A 23,138-nucleotide genomic window follows, 5' to 3' on the forward strand; every position below is an offset into this window, starting at 1 on the left:
TACCAAAGCGTCAAGTTCTCGTTTAAAATGTAAGCACTATCTTCTCTGGACAGCGGGCGCACGGAATCCGAATGAGCAAAGCGAGCAAGATCCACAGCCTGACCGCGACCCTGCATCGCTATGCCCTGCTCCTGCTGCTGGCTGTCTGCGTCCACGCCGGCGCCGCGCCCATTTCGCTGACCAATGCCAGCATCGACCTGGCCAAGGCCGGCCGGCTGTACGCCGACAACGGCGAACCGTACCCGGTCAACGCCAGCGGCCTGCCGGCCCTGCTGGCGCAGCTCAAGCCCGCCCCCAAGGTCGACCTGCTGGGCGGCAGCTACTGGCTGTACGCCGAACTGCGCGTCGACAGCCGCCAGCCGAACTGGGTGATCGATCCGAACGACACGCTGATCGACATGGTCGACATCCAGGTCTACGGCGAAGACGGCGGCATCCGCCAGATGCTGACCGGCTACCGCCAGCCGCATTCCTACCTGCTCCATTACGGCAAGGACGTCGACCTGCAGCCGGGCCAGCGCTACCATGTGCTGATCCGCTTTTCGAGTCCCTACTACGCCCGCACGCCGGTATTCTCGGTGCTGCCGCGCGCCGACTACCAGCAGCTGGTGGCCAGCGAGAATGTGCTGATCATCGGCTCCGTCGGCGCGCTGCTGGCGCTCACCGTGTTCAACTTCTTCATCTACTCGATCACGCGCGACCGCTCCTCGCTGTACTACTCGCTGTATGTGCTGTGCTACGCGGTGGCCTGGGGCATGACCTTCCACATGTCGGCCGACCTGTTCGGATGGCACGACCTGCACTGGCACTACGTGCCCTTCTTCCTGCTGCCGGTACTGAGCACGCTGTTCTACACCAGCTTCCTGAAACTGAAGGAAACCGCGCCGCGCCTGTATGCGCTGAGCCGCATCAACATCGTGCTGCCGCTGCTGACCATGCCGGCCTGCTTCCTGGCGCTGAGCTATGCCCATACCATCGCCACCATCGTCATCACCATCTGGATGTCGATGGCGCTCACCAGCGGCATCATCGTCTGGCGGCGCGGCTACTATCCGGCGCGCTTCTTCGTGCTGGGCTTCGTGGCGCTGATGGTGCCGGGCCTGATCATCCTGCCGGCCAACGTCGGCCTGATCCCGGCGCTGGTCAGCAATGCGCAGCTGGCCACGCTGCTGGGCGGCACGCTGGACGGCGTGCTGCTGGCCTTTGCGCTGGCCGACCAGATCCGCCTGCTGCGCAACAACCTGGAGCAGCGCGTCAACGAGCGCACCGCCGAACTGACTGAGGCCAAGGAACACGCGGAAATCGTCAGCCGCCACCGCATCGACTTCCTGTCGGCGATGAGCCACGACATCCGCACGCCGCTGGCCGGCGTCATCGGCATGATCAAGTTCGCCATGCGCGATCAGTCGGTGCGCGGCAGGACCGAAGAGTATCTGCGCATCGGCCTGCAGAACAGCGAATCGCTGCTGGCCATCCTCAACGACATCCTCGATTTTTCCAAGATCGACGCCGGCCGGCTGTCGATTGAAACCGTGGACTTCGACCTGATCGCGCTGATCGACGACGCCGTCGGCATTCTGCAGCAGCAGGCCGACGCCAAGAGCCTGCTGCTGCGCTACGAACTGGCGCTGGACCTGCCGCGCTACGTGCGCGGCGACCCGACGCGCCTGCGGCAGATCCTGCTCAACCTGCTGGGCAACGCCATCAAGTTCACCGACCGCGGCGAAGTGCGGCTGGACGCCTCGGCCATGCAGGCGGCCGACGGCCACACCAGCGTCAGCTTCGACGTCAGCGACACCGGTCCCGGCATCCCGCCGGAAACGCTGCCGCGACTGTTCCAGAAGTTCGAACAGGCCGACCACTCGACCACGCGGCGCTACGGCGGCACCGGCCTCGGGCTGGCGATCTGCAAGGAACTGGTGGAGCTGATGGGCGGCTCGATCGCCGCCGAAAGCCGGGTCGGCGCCGGCTCCACCTTCAGCTTCACGCTGCCGCTGGAACTGGGCATGGCGCCGGCCATCGATCCGTCGACGCTGCCGCGCAAATCGCACCACGCCTATCGCCTGCGGGTGCTGTGCGCGGAGGATGTGCGCACCAACCAGATCATCGTCAGCACCCTGCTGGAAGGCATGGGGCACGACATCCGCATCGTGGAGAACGGCCTGCAGGCGCTGCATGCCTTGAGCAGCGCCGTCTACGACCTGGTGCTGATGGACGGCCGCATGCCGATGATGGATGGCGAGCAGGCCACGCGCCTGATCCGCGCCGGAGGTAACGAAGACTACCGCGTGCTCGATCCGGAGGTGCCGGTGATCGCGCTGACCGCCAACGCCAGCGACCACGATCGGGCGCGCTACCTGGCGGGCGGCATGGACGGCTTCCTCAGCAAGCCGGTGGACGAGCGGCTGCTGTACGACCAGGTGGAAAAAGTCATCGCCCAGCACCTGAGCCGCGGCCGGACGCTGCGCCCGACCGATGTCGAACACCTGGAATCGCTGGACCGGCAGTTCGGTGTGGCGCCGGCGCCGCAGGCAGGCGACGCGGCGACCGACACGGTGCAGATCATGCCGCTGGCCGGCCTGTCACACAAGCACATGCAGCGCATCACGCAAGCCTTCCTGGACGAGGCGCCGCGCCGGCTGGAGACGGCGCGCGCGGCGGTGGTCGCCGGCAACGCCGGCGCGGCAGCGGCGGCGATCCACGCGCTGAAAGGCAGCGCCGGCTACCTGAATTCGCCGCACCTGCATTCGCTGTGTCACGAAATGGAAGCCGCCGCCAGCGCCGGCGACCTGGTCGAAGTGATCGACATGCTGCCCGGCGTCGAAGCGGCGCTGGACAAGGCCTGCGCCGACCTGCGCAGCGCCTGAACCGGGGTCAGTGCCGACATTCGGACATTGGGTCGCGCGCGACCTAATGTCCGAATGTCGGCACTGACCCCGGTTCAGCAAAGTTTGGCGTTTTCCGCGACAATGGAGGGCTTCGTTCCCATGCATCGGAAATTCCATGAACATTCCTGATAGCGCGCTGGCTGCGCGCGACGGCCTGCCGCCCGATGCGCGGCGGATCGCCATGTTGTCGGTCGCCATCGGCGTCGGCATGTCCGCGCTGGACACCGCCATCGCCAACACCGCCCTCCCCGCCATCGCCGACCAGCTGCACACCACGCCCGCAGCCTCGGTATGGATCGTCAACGTTTATCAATTGGCCATGGTGGCCACGCTGCTGCCGTTCGCCGCCCTCGGTGAAGTGATCGGCTACCGGCGCGTGTGCCTGTTCGGCATCGCCATGTTCACCGCCGCCTCGCTGGCCTGCGCGCTGGCCTGGTCGCTGCCGTCGCTGGTAATCGCGCGGCTGTTCCAGGGCATCGGCGGCGCCGCCATGATGGGCGTGAACACCGCCATGGTGCGCGCCATCTTCCCGGCCAAGCTGCACGGCCACGGCTTCGGCCTCAATTCGCTGGTGGTGGCGGTCGGCTTCGCGGTCGGGCCCACCGCCGCGTCGCTGATCCTGGCCGTCGCCTCGTGGCCCTGGCTGTTCGCCATCAATGTGCCGCTGGGCGTGATTGCCGTGGCGCTGGGCCGCCGCGTGCTGCCGCACACGCACCGCGCCAGCCACAAGATCGACGCCCCCACCGCCATCCTCAACGTGTTTGCCTTCGGCCTGCTGATCCTGACCTTCGGCGACGCCGCCCACCAGGAAGGCTGGCGCAAGCTGCTGCCGGAAGTGATCGCCACGCTGATCTTCTTCGGCCTGCTGCTGCGCCGCCAGGCCGGCCACGCCGCGCCAATGCTGCCGGTGGACCTGTTCCGGCGCCCGCTGTTCACGCTGTCGGCGCTGACCGCCGTCTGCACCTTCGCCGCGCAAGGCCTGGCCTTCGTCTCGCTGCCGTTTTATTTCGAGACCACGCTGGGCCGCTCGCCGATCGAAACCGGCTTCCTGATGACGCCATGGGCGGCGCTGGTGGCGGTCATGGCGCCGATCGCCGGCCGCCTGAGCGACCGCTATCCTGCCGGCGCGCTGGGCGGCATCGGCACCGCGTTGCTGTCTTCCGGCCTGGTGGCGATGCTGATGCTGCCGCCGAATCCCACGGTGCTGGACATCGGCTGGCGCATGGCCTGGTGCGGCATCGGCTTCGGCTTCTTCCAGGCGCCGAACCTGAAAGCCATCATGGGCAGTGCGCCGCCGGCGCGCGCGGGCGGCGCCAGCGGCATCGTCGCCACCGCGCGGCTGATCGGCCAGGCCAGCGGCGCGGCGCTGGTGGCCTACTGCTTCACGCTATCGGCCACGCGCGGCACCTCGTATGCGCTGATCCTTGCGGCGGTGTTTGCGGGCGTCGCCTGCATCGCCAGCTTCTCGCGGCTGGTCGTGTCCAACGAACTGTGAGCCGCGTTTGCGCGGACGCTGCTACACTCTCCGGCAAACGATCAAGGAGACGTCAGCATGTCCAACCGCACGCTTAACCTGACCGACACACTGTACGACTACGTGCTGGCGCACTCGCTGCGCGAGCATCCGGCACAGACGGCGCTGCGCGCCGCCACCCGCGGCCACGAACGCGCCAGCATGCAGATCTCGCCGGAACAGGGCCAGTTCATGGCCTTGCTGGTCGAGCTGATGGGCGCACGCAATGCGATCGAGGTCGGCGTCTTCACCGGCTACAGCGCGCTGTCCGTGGCGCTGGCGCTGCCGCCCGAGGGCCGGCTGGTGGCCTGCGATATCAGCGACGAATACACCAGCGTCGCCAGACCGTTCTGGCAGCAGGCCGGAGTGGCCGACAAGATCGACCTGCGTCTGGCGCCAGCGCTGGAGACGCTGCAGTCGCTGCTGGCGGACGGCGAGGCCGGCCTGTACGACTTCGCCTTCATCGACGCCGACAAGGTCAGCTACGATGCCTACTACGAAAGCTGCCTGCAGCTGGTGCGTCCCGGCGGCCTGATCGTGCTGGATAACACGCTGCGCGAAGGCAAAGTCACCGCCCGCGCCGACAACGACGATACCGCCGCGCTGCAAGCGCTGAACATCAAGCTGCGCGAGGACCATCGCGTCGACATTTCCCTGCTGCCGATCAGCGATGGCGTGACACTGGCGCGCAAACGCTAGCGCTGCGCGCGGGCCACCGGCTATTTCGGCCGCGCAGGCTGGATGTCCTCGTCAGGTTTGCTCAACAGGCCGGCGCGCAGCTGCTGCACCGCCACCGCGACTGATCGCGCGACGTTGCGCACCTCCTGCTGGAACTTCTCGTCCTTGTCCAGCACCAGGTGGCTCTCGGCGTAGGATTCGTAATAGCCCACGTAGCGGTCCAGCGCCGACTGCTTGCCGGCGTCGATCAATCCCATCCAGTCCAGCCAGTCGGCCAGGCCACGGCGCAGACCTTCGATGCCGGCCACGTCGCCGTGCACCACCAGCCCATACGCGCGGCCCGACAGGTGCTTGGGATAGTCCCAGCCAGCCAGTTCCAGCTCCTTGGCCTCCGCCGCCTTCTTGCCGTGCGTGGTGGTCGGATCGGGATTGCCGCCGTCCGCGCAGACCAGCCGGTCGATCATCAGCTTCAGCACCGACGGCGCCTGATACCAGTAGGTCGGCGTCAAAATGATGACGCCGTGCGCGGCCACCCACTTTTCGTAGATCTCCGCCATCCAGTCGTTGGTCTGGCGCTCGCCGTGGTTCGGGTAGCAGCTGCACGGCCAGTGACACAGCGGCATAGCGGTGGAGACACAGCCCTTGCAGGGATGGATGTGCAGGTCGTAGCCGGACGTGAGCAGGCTCAGATCCAGCACGTCGGCCTCGATATCCGCTTCGGCCAGCGCTTCCCTGGCCCATAAGCTCATGCGGTAGGTCTTGGAGATCTCGCCGGGGCAGGAACCGTCGTTGCGCGCCGCGCCGATAATCAGCAGCACGCGCGAGCGGGTTTGCGGATCTTTCTGGCGCTGCTCGGCCGCCAGCAGACGATCGCGCGTCGCCTTCCATTCCACCGACAGATCGTAATCGGGGTCAGCAAACTCGCTGCCCGCTTTCTGCGTGACGGGCGACTTGCGGCTGTCCTGGTAATTATGCCAGGCGATCTCCTCCACCTGCGCCAGCGCCGCCTGCACCGGTTCGAAGTTCGGGTCCTTGAACGAGCGCATGAACTGCAATTTGAATTCCTGGCGCTCCAACTTCTCCGGCGCCTGGCCCTGCCTTACCTCTGGTTCCGCCATGTGACCTCCATTTGATAAGCCAGCTTGGCACGCACGCCGGCGCTGCTCCGTTCGCTCACGCACACTCCTACACGCCCACGGCGCGTACACCTACTGCGGTCATGGCCGAGGCGGCATAGCATGTACCTGCAATCTTTTCAAAGGAGACCATCATGAGCCAGTCCAACAAACCCGATCCACGCGGCTTCAAGCCGGGCGCCAATATGCCGCAGGACGGTTACAACCCGAAACAGCAGGGCATGTCGGAAAGCGGCAACCACGCCACCGGCCATCCGGGCAACGATACGCCGCCGGGCAACCTGCAGCACGATCCGAAGGAGCAGTCGGAACGCGCGCTGCGCCAGGATAACCACAACCGCGCCGACCAGCGCAACGAGCAAAGCGCGGCTGCCGCCGCCACCGCCGCCACCCACCGCGACAAGAACGCCGGCGCGCGCGGCGACGACTCCACCGATACCAATCGCGACCGCAAGCGCTGATCAAAAGTAAATTCCAGTTTACTGGACACGGATTTCCTGTAAAATGGAAATCCATGGACATCAATCTTCTCATCGCCCGCCGCGTGCGGGAACTGCGCGACGCCCACGGCCTGTCTCTCGATGCGCTGGCGTCGCGCAGTGGCGTCAGCCGCTCCAACATCTCCCTGATTGAACGTGGCGAAAGCAGCCCGACGGCCGCCGTGCTGGATAAACTCGCCAGCGCGCTGGGCGTGGCGCTGGCCGCGCTGTTTGAAGATAAAAACGCTGAAGCCGAGCCGTCGCCGGTCATGCGCGCAGCAGCGCAGCCGGTATGGACCGATCCCGGTTCCGGCTATTTGCGCCGCAGCCTGTCGCCGTCCGCGCCGTCGCCACTGCAACTGGTGGACGTGGTGTTCCCCGCCGGCCAGCGCGTCGCCTACGACAGCGTGCCGCACAACGCCGACATTCACCAGCAGATCTGGATGATCGAAGGCGCGATGGAAATTGGCGTCGGCGAGCAGCAATGGCGGCTGGAGGCCGGCGACACGCTGGCGATGCGCCTGGATCGCCATATCGTCTACCACAATCCGACCCGCAAGCAGGCACGCTATCTGGTCGCGCTGACCAGCCAACCAGCCAACAGGAGAAGCCAATGAATGCAAGCGCGCCAACGATCGCGGTCCGCCGCATCAACGCTGACGAAGCGCACACGCGCGCCGATGCGCTGGCCGAAGCACTGGCCGACGTCTTGCTCGATTGCGTGGAAGGCGGCGCGTCGGTCAGCTTCATGCTGCCGCTGCCGCGCGCGAAGGCGCTGGATTTCTGGCGCGGCGTGCTGCAAGGCGCGGCGCGCAAGGAACGCGTGCTGCTGGTGGCTGAAACGGCAGCAGGCCGCATCATCGGTACCGTCCAGCTGATCACCGCGCAGCCGGACAACCAGCCGCACCGCGCCGACGTCGCCAAGATGCTGGTCCACCGAGACGCCCGCCGCCGTGGCGTGGCCGCGCAGTTGATGGCTGCCGTCGACCAGGCCGCGCGTGAAGAAGGCAAGACCGTGCTGGTGCTGGACACCGTCACCGGCGGCGACGCCGAACGCCTGTACCAGCGCGCCGGCTGGCAGATGGTCGGCATGGTGCCGAATTTCGCACTGATGCCGGATGGCGCCTTGTGCGGCACCACTTTCTTCCACAAGCAGCTTTAAAAGTCGGTCTCGCCCTCGATCACCACCGGATAACCGCTGATCGCGCGCGAGGTCTGCATGCCGGCCATCACCGCCGCCTCCACGCATCCCGCGTTGATGCCGGTCTTGATCCAGTCGCCCGTCAGGAACAGGTTGGAGAAGCCCGATTGGTCGGTGCGCAGGCGGTATTTGGTGCTGTCCACCACCGACATCACATAGCGCTCGGACGGATCGACATTGGCGCGCCAGTACTGCGAGTCGAACCGCTGCACCCCGGTGGCCCCGCTGCCATCCACCAGCCACTGCCACGGGAACGCGCCTGCCGGTCCGGCCGCCGACCACAGGGAGGCGATCTCCTTGCTCAACTGGTGAATCGCGCCCTCCTTCGCCACCTGCGCCATCCGCTGCGGGAAACCGTGGTCGCTCACCGGCGGATAGCTCTCCACCGGCAGCGCGCTGCAGAAGTAGGACACGTTGCGCGGGTCCAGCGGCGCCGGCCAGTCCTCGCGCACCAGCAGCTGATCCATCGGCGCCCAGGTGTCGAACGGTTCGGTGAAGCCGCTGAGCACCGGCTGCTGCCCCTGCGGCTGATTGGCCCAGCCCATTTGCGCCAGATCCTTGTCCAGCCAGACCTGGTAGGCCTGCGTCGCCACTGTCTGCACCTTCTCGGAGGTGGCCAGCAGCGCCGGGCTTTGCGCCAGCAGCTGCGGGCACAACACCGGCAGGGAGCCGATCGAAATACCGAACACCACCTGATCGAAATCGACGCCGCGCTTCAGCGTCACCGCCGGCAGCTCCTTGCCGAAGGCGTCGCGGTACACTTGCGGCCAATCGGTCCAATGCGATTCCAGGTTGATGCCCTTCTCCTGCAACAGCGCGGCCTGCGCCGGATCGATCTGGCCGTACAGCGGCTCGCTCGGCCAGCAATCCAGGCCTTTCACCGGCACCAGCGGATCGTAAGCGACGCCGGCCAGCTGCACCTGCTGCGTCATGCGGATGCTGCCGATCTGCGCGCCGTCCGGCACCAGCTCCTCGACCTTGTGGAAGAACCGGAACTTGACGCCACGCTTCAACAGCGCCTGATACAGCGGCGTGAAGATGGTGTCGCCCATCCCGGCCTGCATCTTGAACATGATGCCGCCCCTGTAGGCCAGGCCGATACGCGCCATCGCGCGCAGCATGGTGCCGGCTTCCGCGTTCGGCTTGTCGAAGGCGCCGCCTTCATAGGCGAAGATCAGGTCATAGAAACCGCGCACCGGCGCCGACTGCACGCATAGCTGCTCGTCGCCGCCATGCTTGCGCAGCCAGTCGCGGAAGTCGATATTGTTGATCACATCGAAGCCGTGCCTGATCACGCCGTCCTCGAACACGCCCTTCATCACCGTGATGCCGAGATCGAGGCAGATGAACAGGCGGCGGATATCGTCCGCCACATCGCCATCGGCGTTGGCGATCAGCTTGCCGTAACGCGCATGCAGCTTGCCGCGCACGCCGGCCATGGCGCCGGCCAGCGCCAGATGCTGCCCTTCGCCGGCGTCTTCCGCCATGTTGAACACCATGCCGGACAAGGCGCCGGCCAGCAGCGACACGTCGTCCAGCAGCTCGTGCGCCGACGAGGTCACGCCTTCGGCCAGGTGATACAGCCAGTCCGGAATGACGCCGGTGTGGTGTGGATGCGGCGGCAGTTCCATCTCCCTGGTGAGATTATCCAGGCCGCGTATCCACTGTTCGATCCAGCCGACCATGGCCACCGCCATCTGCCACAGCGTGATCTTCTGATCGCCCTCGCCCGGTTCGCCCGGCAGCGTGGGGAACACGATGGACCAGTTGCGCCACTGGTCGCCGACGCTCTCGGACAAGGCCACGTAATCCTGCTGCTTGAAGGCGGCGCGCCAGGTGGCCAGCGGCGCACCGGGCGGACGCTCCAGGCTTGCGTAAGCCGCCTTGATCATCTTGAACGCATTCGAATAAAAGCCGAACCAGATGTGCAGGCCATGCTCCTCGATGCGCTGGCCGTATTGGGCATTGCGGCCGCTGGCGCCTTTGCCGCCCAGCCGCCAGCCTTGCTGGTAGACGGTGATGTCGTAGTTGTTCTGCCAGCCCGGCTGCTCGGTGAGGTAGTAGGCGGTGGTCATGGCGCTGACGCCGCCGCCCAGGATCGCGATCTTCTGCGGCGCGATCGACGAGTTGTCCACCAGTTCCTCGCCCGGTTGCGCGGTGAAGTCGAAGTTCAGGTAGTACGGCAGGATGGCCTGCTGCGCGCCGAGTTGCAGGCCCAGTGTCTCGTTGAGCGGGAAGCTGTCGAAGGCGTGCAGCACCGCCTCGTATTCGTAGCCCAGCACCTTGCCGCTGTGGATCTTCTCGATGGTGGCCGGCGCCGCGAGGATGGCCTGGTACACCGCCTTGATGCCCGCACTGTCCGGGAACTGCTTGAGAAAGATCTGATCGATGCGCGGATTGCGCAGCAGCGAAATGATGTCATCCCAACCGGCGACGTCCATGTTGAAGAAATCGGGAATCGACAGGAACAGCTCAATGGCCTGCTCGATCAAGTCCAGCAGGCTGCTGACTTCCCTGTCGGCGCCGCTCTGTCGCGTGGCGGTCACTTCCAGCAGCGGATGCATGGCGATCTTCGTCTCCGGCGAGAACGGATGAAAGCCCTTGGCCGACAATGCGCAGCGCTGCGCGTCGATCTCGTATTCGCACAGATACTTGGGATAGCCGAACAGTTCGCGGCCGTTAATCAGCGCCATCGCGTCGTCGACGAAGATGTGGGCCGGGTAGTAGTAAATGTGGGCCAGCTTGCCCTCGTCGTCCATGGCGCCGACCATGATCCAGGTGACGATATCGATCTCGGTGATCCAGCCCTTGGCGTGATCGACCGGCGCCGCCGAATCGGCGTGGTTCACCTGCGTGAAGGTGATCAGCACATACGGCGAAATCGCCTTGAACGTCATGCGCTGGCCGGCCACCGTGTTCAGCGTGCCGTCCAGCGTGGCCTGCAGTTTCGCCAGGTCGCCCTTGACGAAAAAGCCGTACATGTCGGAGTTTTTCAGCTGCAGCGGTGAATGCATCATCACCGAGCCGCCCTGGTAAATATACGAAGGTCTGGTCGCCATGGCATCAAAAGGGAAATTAAAACAATGCCATAAGTGTATTTCAAATTCGGCACAAGTTGCCAAAAATAAATGTACAGATGAGCGTGTAAAATGGCGTCATGGCCAGAGATCAACATGAACAACGCGCGTGGGTGCGCATGCCGTCCGGACGCCGCCTGGACCTGCTCGATCCCACACCTTTCGACTGGGACGACAGCGACCTCGCGCTGGGCCTGGCGCGCACCTACCGCTGGGGCGGACATTCGGCGTGGCCGCTGCCGCTGTCGGTGGCGCAGCACTCGCTGACGGTGATGCATGTGCGCGCCGCCGCGTGCACCGCCATGGGCCTGACGCTGCCGCCGGTGTCGGCGCTGCGCGAACTGCTGCATGACGCGGAAGAAGGCCTGCTCGGCTTCGACTGCATCTCGCCGCTCAAGCCTTTTCTAGGCGACGCCTTCAAGACCTTGTCGCAGAAACTGGAGGCCGCCGTCTTCCTGCGCTACGGCCTGCCCGGTTGGACGCCGAAGGAACACGCCGCCCACAAGCTGGCCGACCGCCTGGCCGCCGCCAGTGAAGCCGTCCACATCGCCGGCTGGTCCGCCAAAGAAGTGCAGCAAACGCTGAAGATCAGCGTGCCGCCGCTGCACGACGATCCGCTGCAAACAATCTACGGCGGCACCGCCTGGGAACCCTGGCCACCCGCCCTCGCCGCCGAACGCTTCCTTGCCGAACTGGAGCGGCTGAAGGCCTGCAGCGGCTGACGCGGCCGCTTATACCAATGTATAGCTATACGGCCCGGCCAAGGTTGACGAAAATGACTTCATCAACCTCACCTGGAGCCAGACCATGAATACCGCTTCCGTCGTCATCGCCGATGTTCACCCGCTGATCCGCGCCGGCATGGCCGCCCTGATCGAGTCCGATGGCAAGTTCAAGCTGCTGGGCCAGGCCTGCAACGGCAGCCAGGCGCTGGAGATGTGCGAACGCCTGCAGCCGGACCTGGTGTTGATGGACATGAACATGCCGGACTGCGACGGTGTCGAAGCCATCGGCCGCATCCGCGCTGGACGGCCCAACGCCAAGGTCATCGCCCTCAGCGGCCACGAAGGCGAGGAAGACGCCGACCGCAGCATGCGCGCCGGCGCCCACGCCTACATGCTGAAAAGCGCCGCGCTGGCCGACCTGATGACCTGCATCCACGCTGTTTTGCAAGGCAAGAAATTCATGATGCCTGAACTGGCCGTCAAGCTGGCCAGCCGCATCCACGCCAACCAGCTGACGCCGCGCGAGCGCGACATCCTGATCCACTTGGCCACCGGCATGAGCAACAAGGTCATCGCGCGCGCCGCCGGCATCGGCGTCGGCACGGTCAAGTTCCACGTCAAGAGCATCATGGCCAAGCTCAACGTCTGCACCCGCACCGAGGCCGCCATGGTGGCCGCCAAGCGCGGTCTGGTCCACCTGAACTGAGGCGCTGGACATGCCGGTTTTCCGTGATAAAATTGCCAATTTTTCCGGAAGCCAACATGATCGTCGGTATAGACCTTGGTACGACCAACAGTTTAATCGCCGTATGGGACAACGGCGCGCCACGCCTCCTGCCCAATAGCCTGGGCGACGTGTTGACGCCATCGTGCGTCAGCCTGGACGACGACGGCACCATCCTGGTGGGGCGCGCCGCCCGCGAGCGCTTGCAGACCCATCCCGACCGCACCGCCGCCGTGTTCAAGCGCTACATGGGCAGCGACAAGAGCATACAGCTCGGCAGCCGCCAGTTCCGTCCGGAAGAATTGTCGGCGCTGGTACTGCGATCGCTGAAAGAAGACGCCGAAGCGGCGCTGGGCCATCCGGTCACCGAAGCCATCATCACGGTGCCGGCCTATTTCTCCGACGCGCAGCGCAAGGCCACGCGCGCCGCTGGCCAGTTGGCCGGACTGAAGGTCGACAGGCTGTTGAACGAACCGACCGCCGCCGCGCTGGCGTATGGCATCCATTTGCGCGGCAGCGAGACCAAATTCCTGGTGTTCGATCTGGGCGGAGGCACCTTCGACGTCTCGGTGCTGGACCTGTTTGAAGGCGTGATGGAAGTGCGCGCCTCTGCCGGCGACAACACGCTGGGCGGCGAGGACTTTGTCCATGCGCTGGTCAACCATTTCTTCGCTCACCACACGCTGCCGCCGGCACTGCGCAGCGATGCGTATTTCATGCAGCGCCTGATCTTCCAGGCGGAAGCCGCCAAACGCGCGCTGAGCGACGCCGCCAACGCCACGCTGCGCATCCAGCATCAGCAGACCGAGTACGTGCTGGAACTGGATGAAGCGGTGCTGGAACGCGTCAGCGCCGGCCTGCTGCAACGGCTGCGCGATCCGGTCGAGCGCGCGCTACGCGACGCCGGTCTGCGCAGCGCCGAACTGGACAACGTAGTGCTGGCCGGCGGCGCCACCCGCATGCCGCTGGTGCGCAAGCTGGTGGCACGCATGTTCGGCCGCTTTCCTTCCTGCGAGATCAATCCTGACGAGGTGGTGGCGCTGGGCGCCGCCGTGCAGGCTGGCTTGAAGACGCGCGATGCGGCGCTGGACGAGGTGGTGATGACCGACGTCTCGCCCTACTCGCTGGGCATCGGCGTGGCGATGCAGCTGGGCGACGGCAGCTATTCCAGCGGCCACTTCGATCCCATCATCGAACGCAATACGCCGGTGCCGGTGAGCCGCGTCAAGCGCTACTACCCGGTCGCCGACAAGCAAAAGAACCTGGAACTGCACATCTACCAGGGCGAGGCGCGGCTGGCGAAAGACAATATCCGTCTCGGTACATTGAATTGCAAGTTGCCCGGCGCCAGCATTGAAGCCGGCAGCATCGACATCCGCTTCACCTACGACATCAACGGTTTGTTGCAAGTCGAGGCTACCATCGTTGCGACGCAGGAAAAACATACGCTGGTCATCGAAGACAATCCGGGCTTGCTGTCCGAAGCGGATATCGCGGCGCGCTTCGCTCTGCTGTCGGAACTGAAAATCCACCCACGCGACCGGCTCGAACACCGCACCTTGCTCGCGCGTGCCGAGCGCCTGTACCAGCAACTGCGCGGCCAGCAGCGTGACTGGCTGGGGGAACACATCCGCAGCTTCGAACAGGTGCTGGAGACGCAGGACAAGCGCCAGATCGATGCCGTCCGCCAGCAGTTCATCACCGCGCTGGACGATATCGAACACACCAGCTACACCCAACAGTAAGACCACATGAACGACACGCCATTCTTCATGGAGCATCTGGGCTTGCGTCCGGATGCTGACGAGCGCGCGATCCGCCGCGCCTATGCCACCCTGCTGAAAAAGATCGACCAGGAAGCCGATCCTGCCGCGTTCCAGTCATTGCGAGAGGCTTACGACAACGCACTGTTGTGGGTGCGCCACGACAATCAAACCGGGCACGAAGCAACGATCGCGGCGCCGGCGCCAACGCCAGCGGAGGACGATCCGTCTACGCTCGCCAGTGCAATGTTCGCCGAATTCCTTCAGCACATGCCAGCGCTGCCCGCTGATGACGACGCCCTGTGGCAGCAGGCGCTGCAACAAAGCCTGGACGATGAGCGCCTGATCGGCATCAGCACCCGCGAGCTGTTCGAGCATCACATCGCAGCTTTGCTGGCGGGCGGTTGGCAGCCCGGCCACGAAGCCTTGCTGGTCGCCGCTGTCAAGGTCTTCGGCTGGGGCGACGACCGCCGTCGCTTGCGCAGTCTGGGCGAGGCCGGCATGATGCTCGATGCCGCCATCGACGAACGCGCCACCTTCGACCTGCAAGCGGCCGACGTGCGCTACGACCAGCGCCAGCTGATCGCCCGCCTGCGCGACGACACTCCGCCGACTACCCGCCAGCTGATGGAGGGCTTGCCGCTGCTGGAGCAACTGATCGCCCGCTTCCCGACCTGGCTGGCCATGGTCGCCAGCGCCCCGCTTATCATGCAGTGGCGGGCGTCGCACGCCCAGTTATCGAAGTGGCGCAAGCTACCCTTCCGGGCCGAACGTGCCGCCAGCAAAGCGGTGAGGGGCCGCATAGGACTGCTGATCTGGGCTATCTTTATCGGCATGATGGTGTTGGGCAGCCTCTTCTCTCCCGGCGAAAAAGCCAAGCCGCAAGTGGCGGACACTGCGGCGGACTACGCCAGGCGCGGCGCGACAGCGCTGGATCAGCACAATCTGACCGACGCCATTGACAATCTGACGCGCTCCCTGCGGCTGTCCAAGGATGCCGACAACTACGGCCTGCGCGCCATCGCTTACGCCTGGAATGGGCAGCTGGAACTGGCGCAGCAGGATATCGACCAGTCGGCAGCGTTGAATAGCGCCAGCCCGATGTTGTTCCGCGCAAGAGGCACGCTGGCCGGCAAACGCAAACAGTACGCCGAAGCGGTCGATGCCTTTAGCCTATCGCTGCAACTGGACCCGAACCATGTATTCACACTGCTGCAGCGCAGCTTTGCCTACTTTGAGCTGCACAATTACCCTCAGGTGCTGGCCGATACCGGCCAGGTACTGAAGCTGGATCCCAGCATCGGTATGGCCTACTCGCTGCGCCTGGACGTGGCCTGGATGCAAAAGGACAAGGCGGCGGCCATGAAGGAAATAGAAAGGATGCTGGCCGCCCGTCCAGACAGCAGCTACGCCCACCATGTTGCGGCCTTCTCATACACGCAGTGGGGCATGCGTCCGGAGGCAATCGCGGTACTGACGCGCGGCATCGAACGCGCCCCAAGCGCCAATCTCTACCTGTACCGCGCCCAGTTGCGTCCGTCCGCAGAACTGGCGCAGCGACGCAGCGACCTGGCCAAGGCCCTGTCGCTTGAACCACAATCCTTCAGCATCGCGCGCGATAGTGCGGAACTGGAAATCGGCACCGCTCATTTCAGCGACGCACAGCCCATCCTCACCTCGGCCCTGAACAAGGCCGCCCTCAGCAAGAGTCAGCGAAGCACATTGCTGGGCCTGCGCGGCATTGCCTATACCCAAACCGGCGCCGCCGCGCTGGCCCAGAGCGACTACAACGCAGCCCGGGCGCTGGTCGACAACGAAACCGGCCTGAACAACCTGTGCTGGTTGCTGGCGACGCATGACACCTCGCTGGACCTGGCGCTGTCGCTGTGCGATGCTTCGCTGGCAAAAGCGCCCGATGACGCCGCAGCGCTCGACAGCCGTGGCATGGTGTTGCTGCGCATGGGACGCTACCAGGAGGCCATCGCCAGCTACGACGCGGCACTGGCGAAGCGCCCTGGCTACTATACCTCGCTGTACGGGCGTGGTCTGGCCAGGCACAAGCTGGGCGCACATGCCAACGGCAACGCCGATCTGAAAGCGGCACGCGCCATTGACGACGGCGTAGACGAGGAATTCAGGAATATGGGACTCAAAGCAGGCTAGGCTTATGCCAGAGGCAACACGGTGGGGAAAGGTCTAGACTCCGGGGCATTCTGATTGTTATTGGAGGCATTCCGTGTTCCTTTTCCCCCACCGCCTGCTGGCCGCCTTCCTGCTGGCCTGCGCCGGCCTTGCCCAAGCCGCAGCGCCGATGGCGACCACCCAGGCGCCCGGCTATTACCGCATCATGCTGGGCGACTTCCAGGTGACCGCGCTGTCCGACGGCACGCATCCGTTCCCGGTCGATACAGTGATGACCAATATCACGCCGCAGCAAGCCATCCAGGATCTGGCCGATGTCGACCTCAAGCTGCCGGTGCAGGGCTCGATCAACGCTTTCCTGATCAACACCGGCAACAAGCTGATCCTGATCGACAGCGGCGCCGGCGCGCTCTACGGCCCGTGCTGCGGCAAGCTGATGGCGCATCTGCGCGCCGCCGGCTACCAGCCCGAGCAAGTCGACGAGGTGCTGCTGACCCACCTGCACAAGGACCACGCGGGCGGCATCCTGCAGAACAACGCCGCCGCCTTTCCCAATGCCGTGCTGCGCCTGTCGCAGGCAGAAGCCGATTACTGGCTGATGCCGGCCAACAAGGCCAAGGCGCCGGAGTTCCTGTCGACCTTCTTCGACGCCGCGCAAGCCGCGGTGGCGCCGTACAAGGCGGCCGGCCGCTATCAGCCGTTCAAGGATTTCGGTCCGCTGGAGCCGGGCATCGATGCGCTGCCGGCGCCGGGACACACGCCCGGCCATGCCGCCTACCTGGTGCAAAGCAAGTCGCAGCAGCTGCTGATCTGGGGCGATATCGTCCACGTGGCCGGCATCCAGTTCCCGCATCCGGGCGCCACCCTCAAATACGACAGCAGCGAACCTGACGCCCAGGGCACCCGCGCCAAACTGCTGGAGCTGGTCACCGGCAAGCAACTGATGGTCGGCGCGGCGCACATCGCCTTCCCCGGCCTGGGCCACGTGCGCCGGCACAAGGGCGAATACGAATGGCTGCCGCTCAACTATGACGAGACACCGCCAACTCAGCGATAAGCCGGTGAGCGGCGACTAACCCTATCGGGTATGTCGCTTCTTGCAAATCTGCCGTATTTCGCCAAACCGCCCCATGCTGCATCATCTGTGCTGAAGTCAACCACTGGATATGCAGCATGGCAAGCATCAAGCCCACTCCCGACCTGCGACCTGCGCGTCTGAACGCACTCGGCGAATTTGCCGCCTCCATCGCGCATGAAGTCAAGCAGCCGCTGGCCGCCATCACGCTCAACGCGCGCGCCGGCCTGCAATGGCTGGACCAGCATCCGCCGCGCGTGGAGGAAGCGCGCGCCGCCCTGCGCATGGTGCTGGAAGCCAGCACGGCGGCAACCGCCATGGTGCGCAGCCTGCACGGCATGGCCTGCCAGGCCGCGCCCGAACGCAGCGTGTTCGTCGTCAACGACATGGTGCGCGACGTGTTGCAGCTGCTGCGCGCCGAGCTGCGCCTGCAATGCATCACCGTCACCGAAGACTACGGCCCGGACTACCAGCTGAACGCCGACCGGGTACAGCTGATGCAAGTCATCATGAACCTGATCCTGAACGCGATTGAAGCGTTGCGCGACATCCACGACCGGCCGCGCACGCTGTCCCTGCACACCGGGCTCGACGGCGACGCGCTGTGCATCCGCGTGGCCGACAACGGCGCCGGCATTCCGCCGGCGCTGGCCGAACGCATCTTCGATCCCCTGTTTTCCACCAAGCCGGGCGGCACCGGCATGGGCCTGGCCATCTGCCGCAGCATTGCCCAGGCCCACGGCGGCGGCCTCCGGAGCGACAACGCCCGGCCGCACGGCGCCGCTTTTCACCTCAGCTTCAAGGAGTACACCTTATGGACCCCATCTCGATCCTGATCGCGGACGATCATCCCCTGATCCTGGCCGGCTTGAGCGCGCTGATCAGCGCCATGCCGGAATTCCGCCTGGTGGCGCAGGCCACCGACGGCCAGCAGGCGGTCGACCTGTACCGCCAGCACCGCCCGGACGTGGCCATCATGGACCTCAGCATGCCGCGCCTGAACGGCGTCGAGGCCATCGAACAGATCCGCGCCTGGGACGCCAACGCCAGCATCGTCATCCTCACCACCTACCAGGGCGACGAAGACGTGTACCGCGGCCTGAGCGCCGGCGCCAAGGCCTATCTGCTGAAAGACGCCAATACCGGCCAGCTGGTCGATTGCCTGCGCACGGTGGCCAGCGGCCAGCAATTCCTGCCGGCCGAAGTGGCCAGCAAGCTGGCCGAACGCAAGGGCACCAGCCAGTTGTCGCGGCGCGAACTGGAAATCCTCGCCCACCTCGCCACCGGCAAGAGCAACAAGATGATCGCGCGCAGCGCCGACATCGAGGTCGGCACCGTGAAATTCCACGTCAACAATATTTTGGCCAAGCTCAACGTCGCAAGCCGCACCGAAGCCGCCACAGTGGCGGCCCGGCGCGGCTTGCTCAGCGTCTTCTAAGATTACTTGGCAGGAACGGCCGGCAGAATCTTGTGGACGCTGCTGGTGCGTTCCGGCGCCTTGTGCACCATGGTGTAGGCGTAGTCCACGCCCATGCCGTAGGCGCCCGAGTGTTCGCGCACGATGGCCATCACGGCGTCGTAGGTTTCACGGTGGGCCCAGTCGCGCTGCCATTCCAGCAGCACCTGCTGCCAGGTCACCGGCACCACGCCGGCCTGGATCATGCGCGCCATGGCCTGGTCGTGCGCTTCTTTCGAGGTGCCGCCGGAGGCGTCGGCCACCATGTAGATTTCGTAATCGCCTTCCAGCATCGCGCACAGGGCAAAGGTGGTGTTGCAGACTTCGGTCCACAGGCCGGCCACGATGACTTTCTTCTTGCCATTGGCTTTCAGTGCGTCGCGCACTTTCTGGTCGTCCCACGAGTTCATCGACGAACGTTCCAGAATGTCTTTTTCCGGGAACACGTCCAGCAGTTCGGGATAGGTGTGGCCGGAGAAGGCCTCGGTTTCCACGGTGGTGATGGTGGTTGGGATGTTGAAGACCTTGGCCGCCTTGGCCAGGCCGACGGTATTGTTTTTCAGCACCTGACGGTCGATCGACTGTACGCCGAAGGCCATTTGCGGCTGGTGATCGATGAAGATCAGCTGGCTGTTTTGCGGGGTCAGGACTTCTAGTTTAGGATTGCTCATGATGGGTTCCAAGTGGTGTAAAAAGGAACCTTCATCTTAGGGTTTGACAGCCACAAACGCCACTCACCTAAATATAGGCTTTGCACGGTTCCTGGCTCTGTTAAGCTGTGGATTACGATTCACTACGGACTTGCCATGAACGAACAACTTACCGCCCTGACGCGCGGCCTGCGCGACCTGCACAAGCAGCTGATCAACCTGGAAACCCAGTATTTCGGCGCGGTCGGCAGCCCGCTGGAGCACTTGCAGCTGATCACCAACCATCCGCATTTCGCCTGGCTGCAAAAACTGTCCGGCCTGATGACGCAGATCGACGAGCGGCTCGACGAAGAAGAGCCGGTCACGGTGGAGGAAGCCAAGGCCTTCCGCCAGTCGCTGGAAATGCTGATCGGCCCGTGCGAGGAAGGCGACCAGGAGTTCCGCGCCAAGTACAACGCGCTGCTGCACGACGGCCCGGAACTGGTGATGGCGCATGGTAACGTGCGCCGGCTGCTGACCGCTATCTGAATCCGCGCAACCAGCGTTTCCAGCGCGCCTGGCCGGCGTAGGCGCATGCGGCCGGCACCACCAGCCGCATGCAGGTGCCGCCGCTGGCGCGGTTTTCCAGCGTCGCCTGACTGCCGATGCGGCTGGCGCGTTCGAACAGGCCGGTCAGGCCCCAGCGCCCGGAACTGCCGTGGTGGGCGATCTGCGGATCGATGCCCTTACCGTCGTCCAGCACCTGTACGGTGAACTGGGCCTCGCCGTAGGCCAGCTCCACCTGCACCGACGCCGCATCCGCATGGCGGAAGGCGTTGATCAGCGCTTCGCGGGCGATGCTGTAAACCTCGCACGCCACCTGCTCGTCCAGCGGACGCGGCTTGCCCTGCGTGCGCAGGCTGAACACGGCGCGATGGCTCTCCTCCAGTACTTCGCCCACCAGCATCAGGCCGCGCGCCAGGTCGCCGTCGCCCATGGCGCCGGAACGCAGATCCTGCAATTCGTCGCGCCCCTCTTCCATCACCTTGTCCGCCATCCGCAGCACGCGTTCGATCTTGCCCCGCGCCGGCGAGTCGGCCGGCAGGCCGGTGAGCGCCGACTGGAAGCTCAAGGTCAGGCCGTGCACGCTTTGCAGGAAACTGTCGTGCAGCGCGCGGGCAATGCGCTCGCGCTCGGCCGTGCGGGTGGCCAGGCGCAGCGTCGCCTGGTTCAGCCACATGCGGTACAGCAGATACACCACGCCGGCCAGCAATGCGGTGCACAGCAGGTAGAACAGCGGCGTCTGCCTGAAGGTCGGCAGGATGCGCAGCGCGACCACGGCCTCCCGGTCGTTCCACTGGCCGAACTGGTTCACCGCCGCCACGCGGAAACGGTAATCGCCCGGTTCCAGGTTGGTGTAGGAAACGGCGCGGCGCGTGCCGGGATCCTGCCACTCCGCGTCCACGCCTTCCAGCTGGTAGCGGAAGCGCAGGCCTTCGGGCATGGTGTAGCTGAGCGCCGTGTATTCGATGCGCAACGAAGTAGTGCCGGGCGCCAGCAGCACCGGCTTGTCCAGCTCCAGGTAGCGCTTACCTTGCGCCACCAGCGTTTCGATCTTGACCTGCGGCGGATGCGGCAAGGGATAGGCGCGCGTGCTGTCGAGCCGGGCGATGCCGTTGGTGCCGGCAAACCACAGCTGTCCCTCGGCATCGGCCACCGCGCTTGGCACGTGGTTGGTGATGGAGGCAAAGCCCGGATAGCCGTCCAGCGCGCCGTACAGCGCATAGTTGATGGGAAGCTCCGGATGTTCCAGCGCAATCCGCCAGTCGACGGCGCGCACGTGCACCACACCCTTGCTGCCGTTGAACCAGCGATCGCCATTGGCCGAGATCGCCATGCCGGAGACGCGCGACAGCACATCCGGATCTTGCGCGTTGAGGCGGCGGAACTGCCCGCCCTGCAACACCACCACGCCGGCATTGCCGCCCACCACCACTTCCGGGCCGCTATGCACGAAGGTGATGGCGCCGATGTCGCCTTCCTCGTGCGGTGCATAGCGGGTGATGCGGCCCTGGTCGTAGTACAGCAGCGTGCCGTCGTTATAGCCGAACCACATGGCGCCCGGCGCCCCCGGCGCGGCAAACGCCACCACCGCCGGCAAGCCCAGTTCGGCCTGCGACATCCACTTGCCGCCCTGCCAGCGGAACAGTCCGCGCCGCGTAACGGACAGCCACAGCGCCTTGCCATCATCCACCATGCGCACGGCGTTGACGACGCCGTGCTCCTCCAGGCCGGGCGGATAGGCGATGCGTTCCACCGTCTTGCCATGGCGACGTTCGATGTCGTGCGGCCCGGCCCTGAGCAGGCCGCCGTCGGCGCTGTTGGCCAGCGCGCCGTATTCCGTTTCCACGCCGCGCTCCAGCAGCCTGGCCGAGCCGTCGGCGTTCAGCCGCCACAATTCATTGGTGGGTCTGGCCAGCACCAGCACCCGCCCCGCCTCGTCGTGGGCAAAGGTGAAGAAGCGCTCGCCGCCGGACAGCTTCACCGGGAACAGGCGGTTCTGGCGGAAGCGTTCGACGCCGGCCTGGGTGCCGATCCAGATGCTGCCATCGCGATCTTCAAACACCACGTTGCCGGTCAGGTTGCTGACCTGCCAGGGCTGGTCCAGCCGGCTGTCCGGCTTGCCGGTGGGCGTGAACACACCGCCGTGCTGGCGGCCGACGCCATCGGTGCGGCAGACGCCGGGGCAGTTGAGCGCCCAGTAATTGCCGTCGCGGTCGAACAGGCCGTCTTCCTGCCCTTCACCCAGCGCCATCCACTCCGGGCGCGGCAGCTGTTCCCCCGGCTGCTGGGCAGGCACAGGGGTCAGCCTGTCGTGCGAGTCGAGCCACAGCCGGCCGTCCGGCGATGCGCTCAGGTTGGTCGTGTCGTAACCACTGAGCACGGAACGGAAGCGCTGCCCGCCGTGCGCGAGCACCATCAGCTGCTCGCCCGCCGCCAGCCAGATTTGCCGGTACTGGTCGATCAGGATGTTGGACACCCGGCCGCGCGGCAACCCCATCGCGGCGCCGACATTGCGCCACGCGCCCTGCTTCAGCTGCAGCAAGCCGCCATTGGTGGCGGCCCACACCACGCCGTCGTCGTCAGCGATGACATTGATCACGCCAGGAATCAGGTCGGGGCCGACATGGGAGGGATAGTGCGTCAGATGGCCTTTACTCAACCGGCTGACGCCACCGAAGATGTAGCCGATCAGCAGGTCGCCGTTGCGCAGCGCCTTCAGTGCGGTGATCGGTTTGGCGGGCATGGCCTCCCCGGGCAGCGCCTCGAAGCGCTGGAAACGGAAGCCGTCAAAACGGTACAGGCCGGTGCTGCTGCCGATCCACAGCCAGCCGTCGGCGGTTTGCGCCATGGCGGCGATTTCCCCTGGCGCGCCGTCCTTGCCGGTCCAGATGTCGTGATGGTAGTCGCTGAGTGCAACCTTGCTATCCAGTGCCCAGGCGCGCGGCGCGATGCAGGCCAATACCAGCAACAACAGGATTATGCGGCGACTCACAGGGAGGGCAATCAGGTCATTAATCAAGCTGTATCATAGACTAAAAAGCAAAAATATAAAAACCTATCAATTAGATAGATACAATAAAATTTACCA

General features: G+C 65.2%; 18 protein-coding genes. 14 read left to right on the forward strand and 4 right to left on the reverse strand.

Features of this window, described 5'->3' with window-relative positions; genetic code table 11:
- Nucleotides 1–71: 71 nt before the first annotated feature.
- The 3 genes from GJ698_RS17670 to GJ698_RS17680 all read left to right on the forward strand — a co-directional run bounded on the left by GJ698_RS17670 (nucleotide 72) and on the right by GJ698_RS17680 (nucleotide 5,100).
- The gene (locus tag GJ698_RS17670) at nucleotides 72–2,867 is read left to right on the forward strand and encodes a hybrid sensor histidine kinase/response regulator (protein WP_154359173.1); all 2,796 of its coding nucleotides are present in this window, start codon (nucleotides 72–74) and stop codon (nucleotides 2,865–2,867) included.
- Between the two features lie 136 nt (nucleotides 2,868–3,003).
- The gene (locus GJ698_RS17675) at nucleotides 3,004–4,383 is read left to right on the forward strand and encodes an MFS transporter (protein ID WP_154359174.1); all 1,380 of its coding nucleotides are present in this window, start codon (nucleotides 3,004–3,006) and stop codon (nucleotides 4,381–4,383) included.
- Between the two features lie 57 nt (nucleotides 4,384–4,440).
- Nucleotides 4,441–5,100, forward strand: coding sequence for a class I SAM-dependent methyltransferase (locus tag GJ698_RS17680; protein WP_154359175.1), 660 nt, complete (start codon nucleotides 4,441–4,443; stop codon nucleotides 5,098–5,100).
- A 20-nt stretch (nucleotides 5,101–5,120) separates the two neighbouring features.
- Here GJ698_RS17680 and GJ698_RS17685 read toward each other — a convergent pair whose 3' ends face one another.
- Entirely contained in the window at nucleotides 5,121–6,197 is a 1,077-nt protein-coding gene (locus tag GJ698_RS17685; protein ID WP_154359176.1) for a flavodoxin family protein, read from the reverse strand.
- Between the two features lie 152 nt (nucleotides 6,198–6,349).
- On the opposite strand from GJ698_RS17685, the gene GJ698_RS17690 reads away from it, so the two are divergent.
- From GJ698_RS17690 to GJ698_RS17700, 3 genes are read left to right on the forward strand one after another with little or no spacing between them, the layout of a single operon-like run.
- A complete protein-coding gene (locus GJ698_RS17690; RefSeq protein ID WP_154359177.1) occupies nucleotides 6,350–6,676 on the forward strand; it encodes a hypothetical protein in 327 nt (108 codons plus the stop codon).
- Between the two features lie 53 nt (nucleotides 6,677–6,729).
- On the forward strand, nucleotides 6,730–7,311 hold the full coding sequence (locus tag GJ698_RS17695) for a helix-turn-helix domain-containing protein (protein WP_154359178.1): 582 nt from the start codon (nucleotides 6,730–6,732) through the stop codon (nucleotides 7,309–7,311).
- The gene (locus GJ698_RS17700) at nucleotides 7,308–7,856 is read left to right on the forward strand and encodes a GNAT family N-acetyltransferase (RefSeq protein ID WP_154359179.1); all 549 of its coding nucleotides are present in this window, start codon (nucleotides 7,308–7,310) and stop codon (nucleotides 7,854–7,856) included. Before GJ698_RS17695 ends, GJ698_RS17700 begins: the two co-directional genes overlap by 4 nt.
- Here GJ698_RS17700 and GJ698_RS17705 read toward each other — a convergent pair.
- Nucleotides 7,853–10,954 (reverse strand): NAD(P)-binding protein, encoded by a 3,102-nt coding sequence (locus GJ698_RS17705; protein WP_154359180.1) that lies wholly within the window; start codon nucleotides 10,952–10,954, stop codon nucleotides 7,853–7,855. The genes GJ698_RS17700 and GJ698_RS17705 overlap by 4 nt on opposite strands.
- Before the next feature lie 98 nt (nucleotides 10,955–11,052).
- Between GJ698_RS17705 and GJ698_RS17710 the strand changes: the two genes are divergently transcribed.
- From GJ698_RS17710 to GJ698_RS17740, 7 genes are all read left to right on the forward strand, one after another.
- Complete coding sequence (locus GJ698_RS17710) at nucleotides 11,053–11,694, forward strand: phosphohydrolase (protein WP_154359181.1); 642 nt, start codon at nucleotides 11,053–11,055, stop codon at nucleotides 11,692–11,694.
- An 85-nt stretch (nucleotides 11,695–11,779) separates the two neighbouring features.
- Nucleotides 11,780–12,403, forward strand: coding sequence for a response regulator (locus GJ698_RS17715; RefSeq protein ID WP_154359182.1), 624 nt, complete (start codon nucleotides 11,780–11,782; stop codon nucleotides 12,401–12,403).
- 56 nt (nucleotides 12,404–12,459) lie between these two features.
- Nucleotides 12,460–14,166, forward strand: coding sequence for a molecular chaperone HscC (locus GJ698_RS17720; RefSeq protein WP_154359183.1), 1,707 nt, complete (start codon nucleotides 12,460–12,462; stop codon nucleotides 14,164–14,166).
- A gap of 6 nt (nucleotides 14,167–14,172) precedes the next feature.
- Complete coding sequence (locus GJ698_RS17725; RefSeq protein WP_154359184.1) at nucleotides 14,173–16,347, forward strand: J domain-containing protein; 2,175 nt, start codon at nucleotides 14,173–14,175, stop codon at nucleotides 16,345–16,347.
- A gap of 73 nt (nucleotides 16,348–16,420) precedes the next feature.
- Complete coding sequence (locus GJ698_RS17730) at nucleotides 16,421–17,383, forward strand: MBL fold metallo-hydrolase (RefSeq protein ID WP_371865368.1); 963 nt, start codon at nucleotides 16,421–16,423, stop codon at nucleotides 17,381–17,383.
- Between the two features lie 116 nt (nucleotides 17,384–17,499).
- Nucleotides 17,500–18,237: a sensor histidine kinase gene (locus GJ698_RS17735; protein ID WP_154359185.1), complete on the forward strand. Its 738-nt coding sequence runs from the start codon at nucleotides 17,500–17,502 to the stop codon at nucleotides 18,235–18,237.
- Complete coding sequence (locus GJ698_RS17740; RefSeq protein WP_154359186.1) at nucleotides 18,216–18,839, forward strand: response regulator; 624 nt, start codon at nucleotides 18,216–18,218, stop codon at nucleotides 18,837–18,839. Before GJ698_RS17735 ends, GJ698_RS17740 begins: the two co-directional genes overlap by 22 nt.
- 2 nt (nucleotides 18,840–18,841) lie before the next feature.
- Here GJ698_RS17740 and GJ698_RS17745 read toward each other — a convergent pair whose 3' ends face one another.
- Complete coding sequence (locus tag GJ698_RS17745) at nucleotides 18,842–19,528, reverse strand: hydrolase (protein WP_154359187.1); 687 nt, start codon at nucleotides 19,526–19,528, stop codon at nucleotides 18,842–18,844.
- 135 nt (nucleotides 19,529–19,663) lie between these two features.
- Here GJ698_RS17745 and GJ698_RS17750 point away from each other — a divergent pair, with 135 nt between their 5' ends.
- Entirely contained in the window at nucleotides 19,664–20,035 is a 372-nt protein-coding gene (locus GJ698_RS17750; RefSeq protein ID WP_154359188.1) for a hypothetical protein, read from the forward strand.
- Here GJ698_RS17750 and GJ698_RS31280 read toward each other — a convergent pair.
- Complete coding sequence (locus GJ698_RS31280) at nucleotides 20,028–23,042, reverse strand: sensor histidine kinase (protein WP_154359189.1); 3,015 nt, start codon at nucleotides 23,040–23,042, stop codon at nucleotides 20,028–20,030. The two genes, GJ698_RS17750 and GJ698_RS31280, sit on opposite strands and share 8 nt — an antisense overlap.
- Nucleotides 23,043–23,138: the final 96 nt, after the last annotated feature.

Origin of the sequence: Duganella aquatilis (assembly GCF_009674565.1) — a bacterium.
Classification (GTDB): domain Bacteria; phylum Pseudomonadota; class Gammaproteobacteria; order Burkholderiales; family Burkholderiaceae_D; genus Rugamonas; species Rugamonas aquatilis.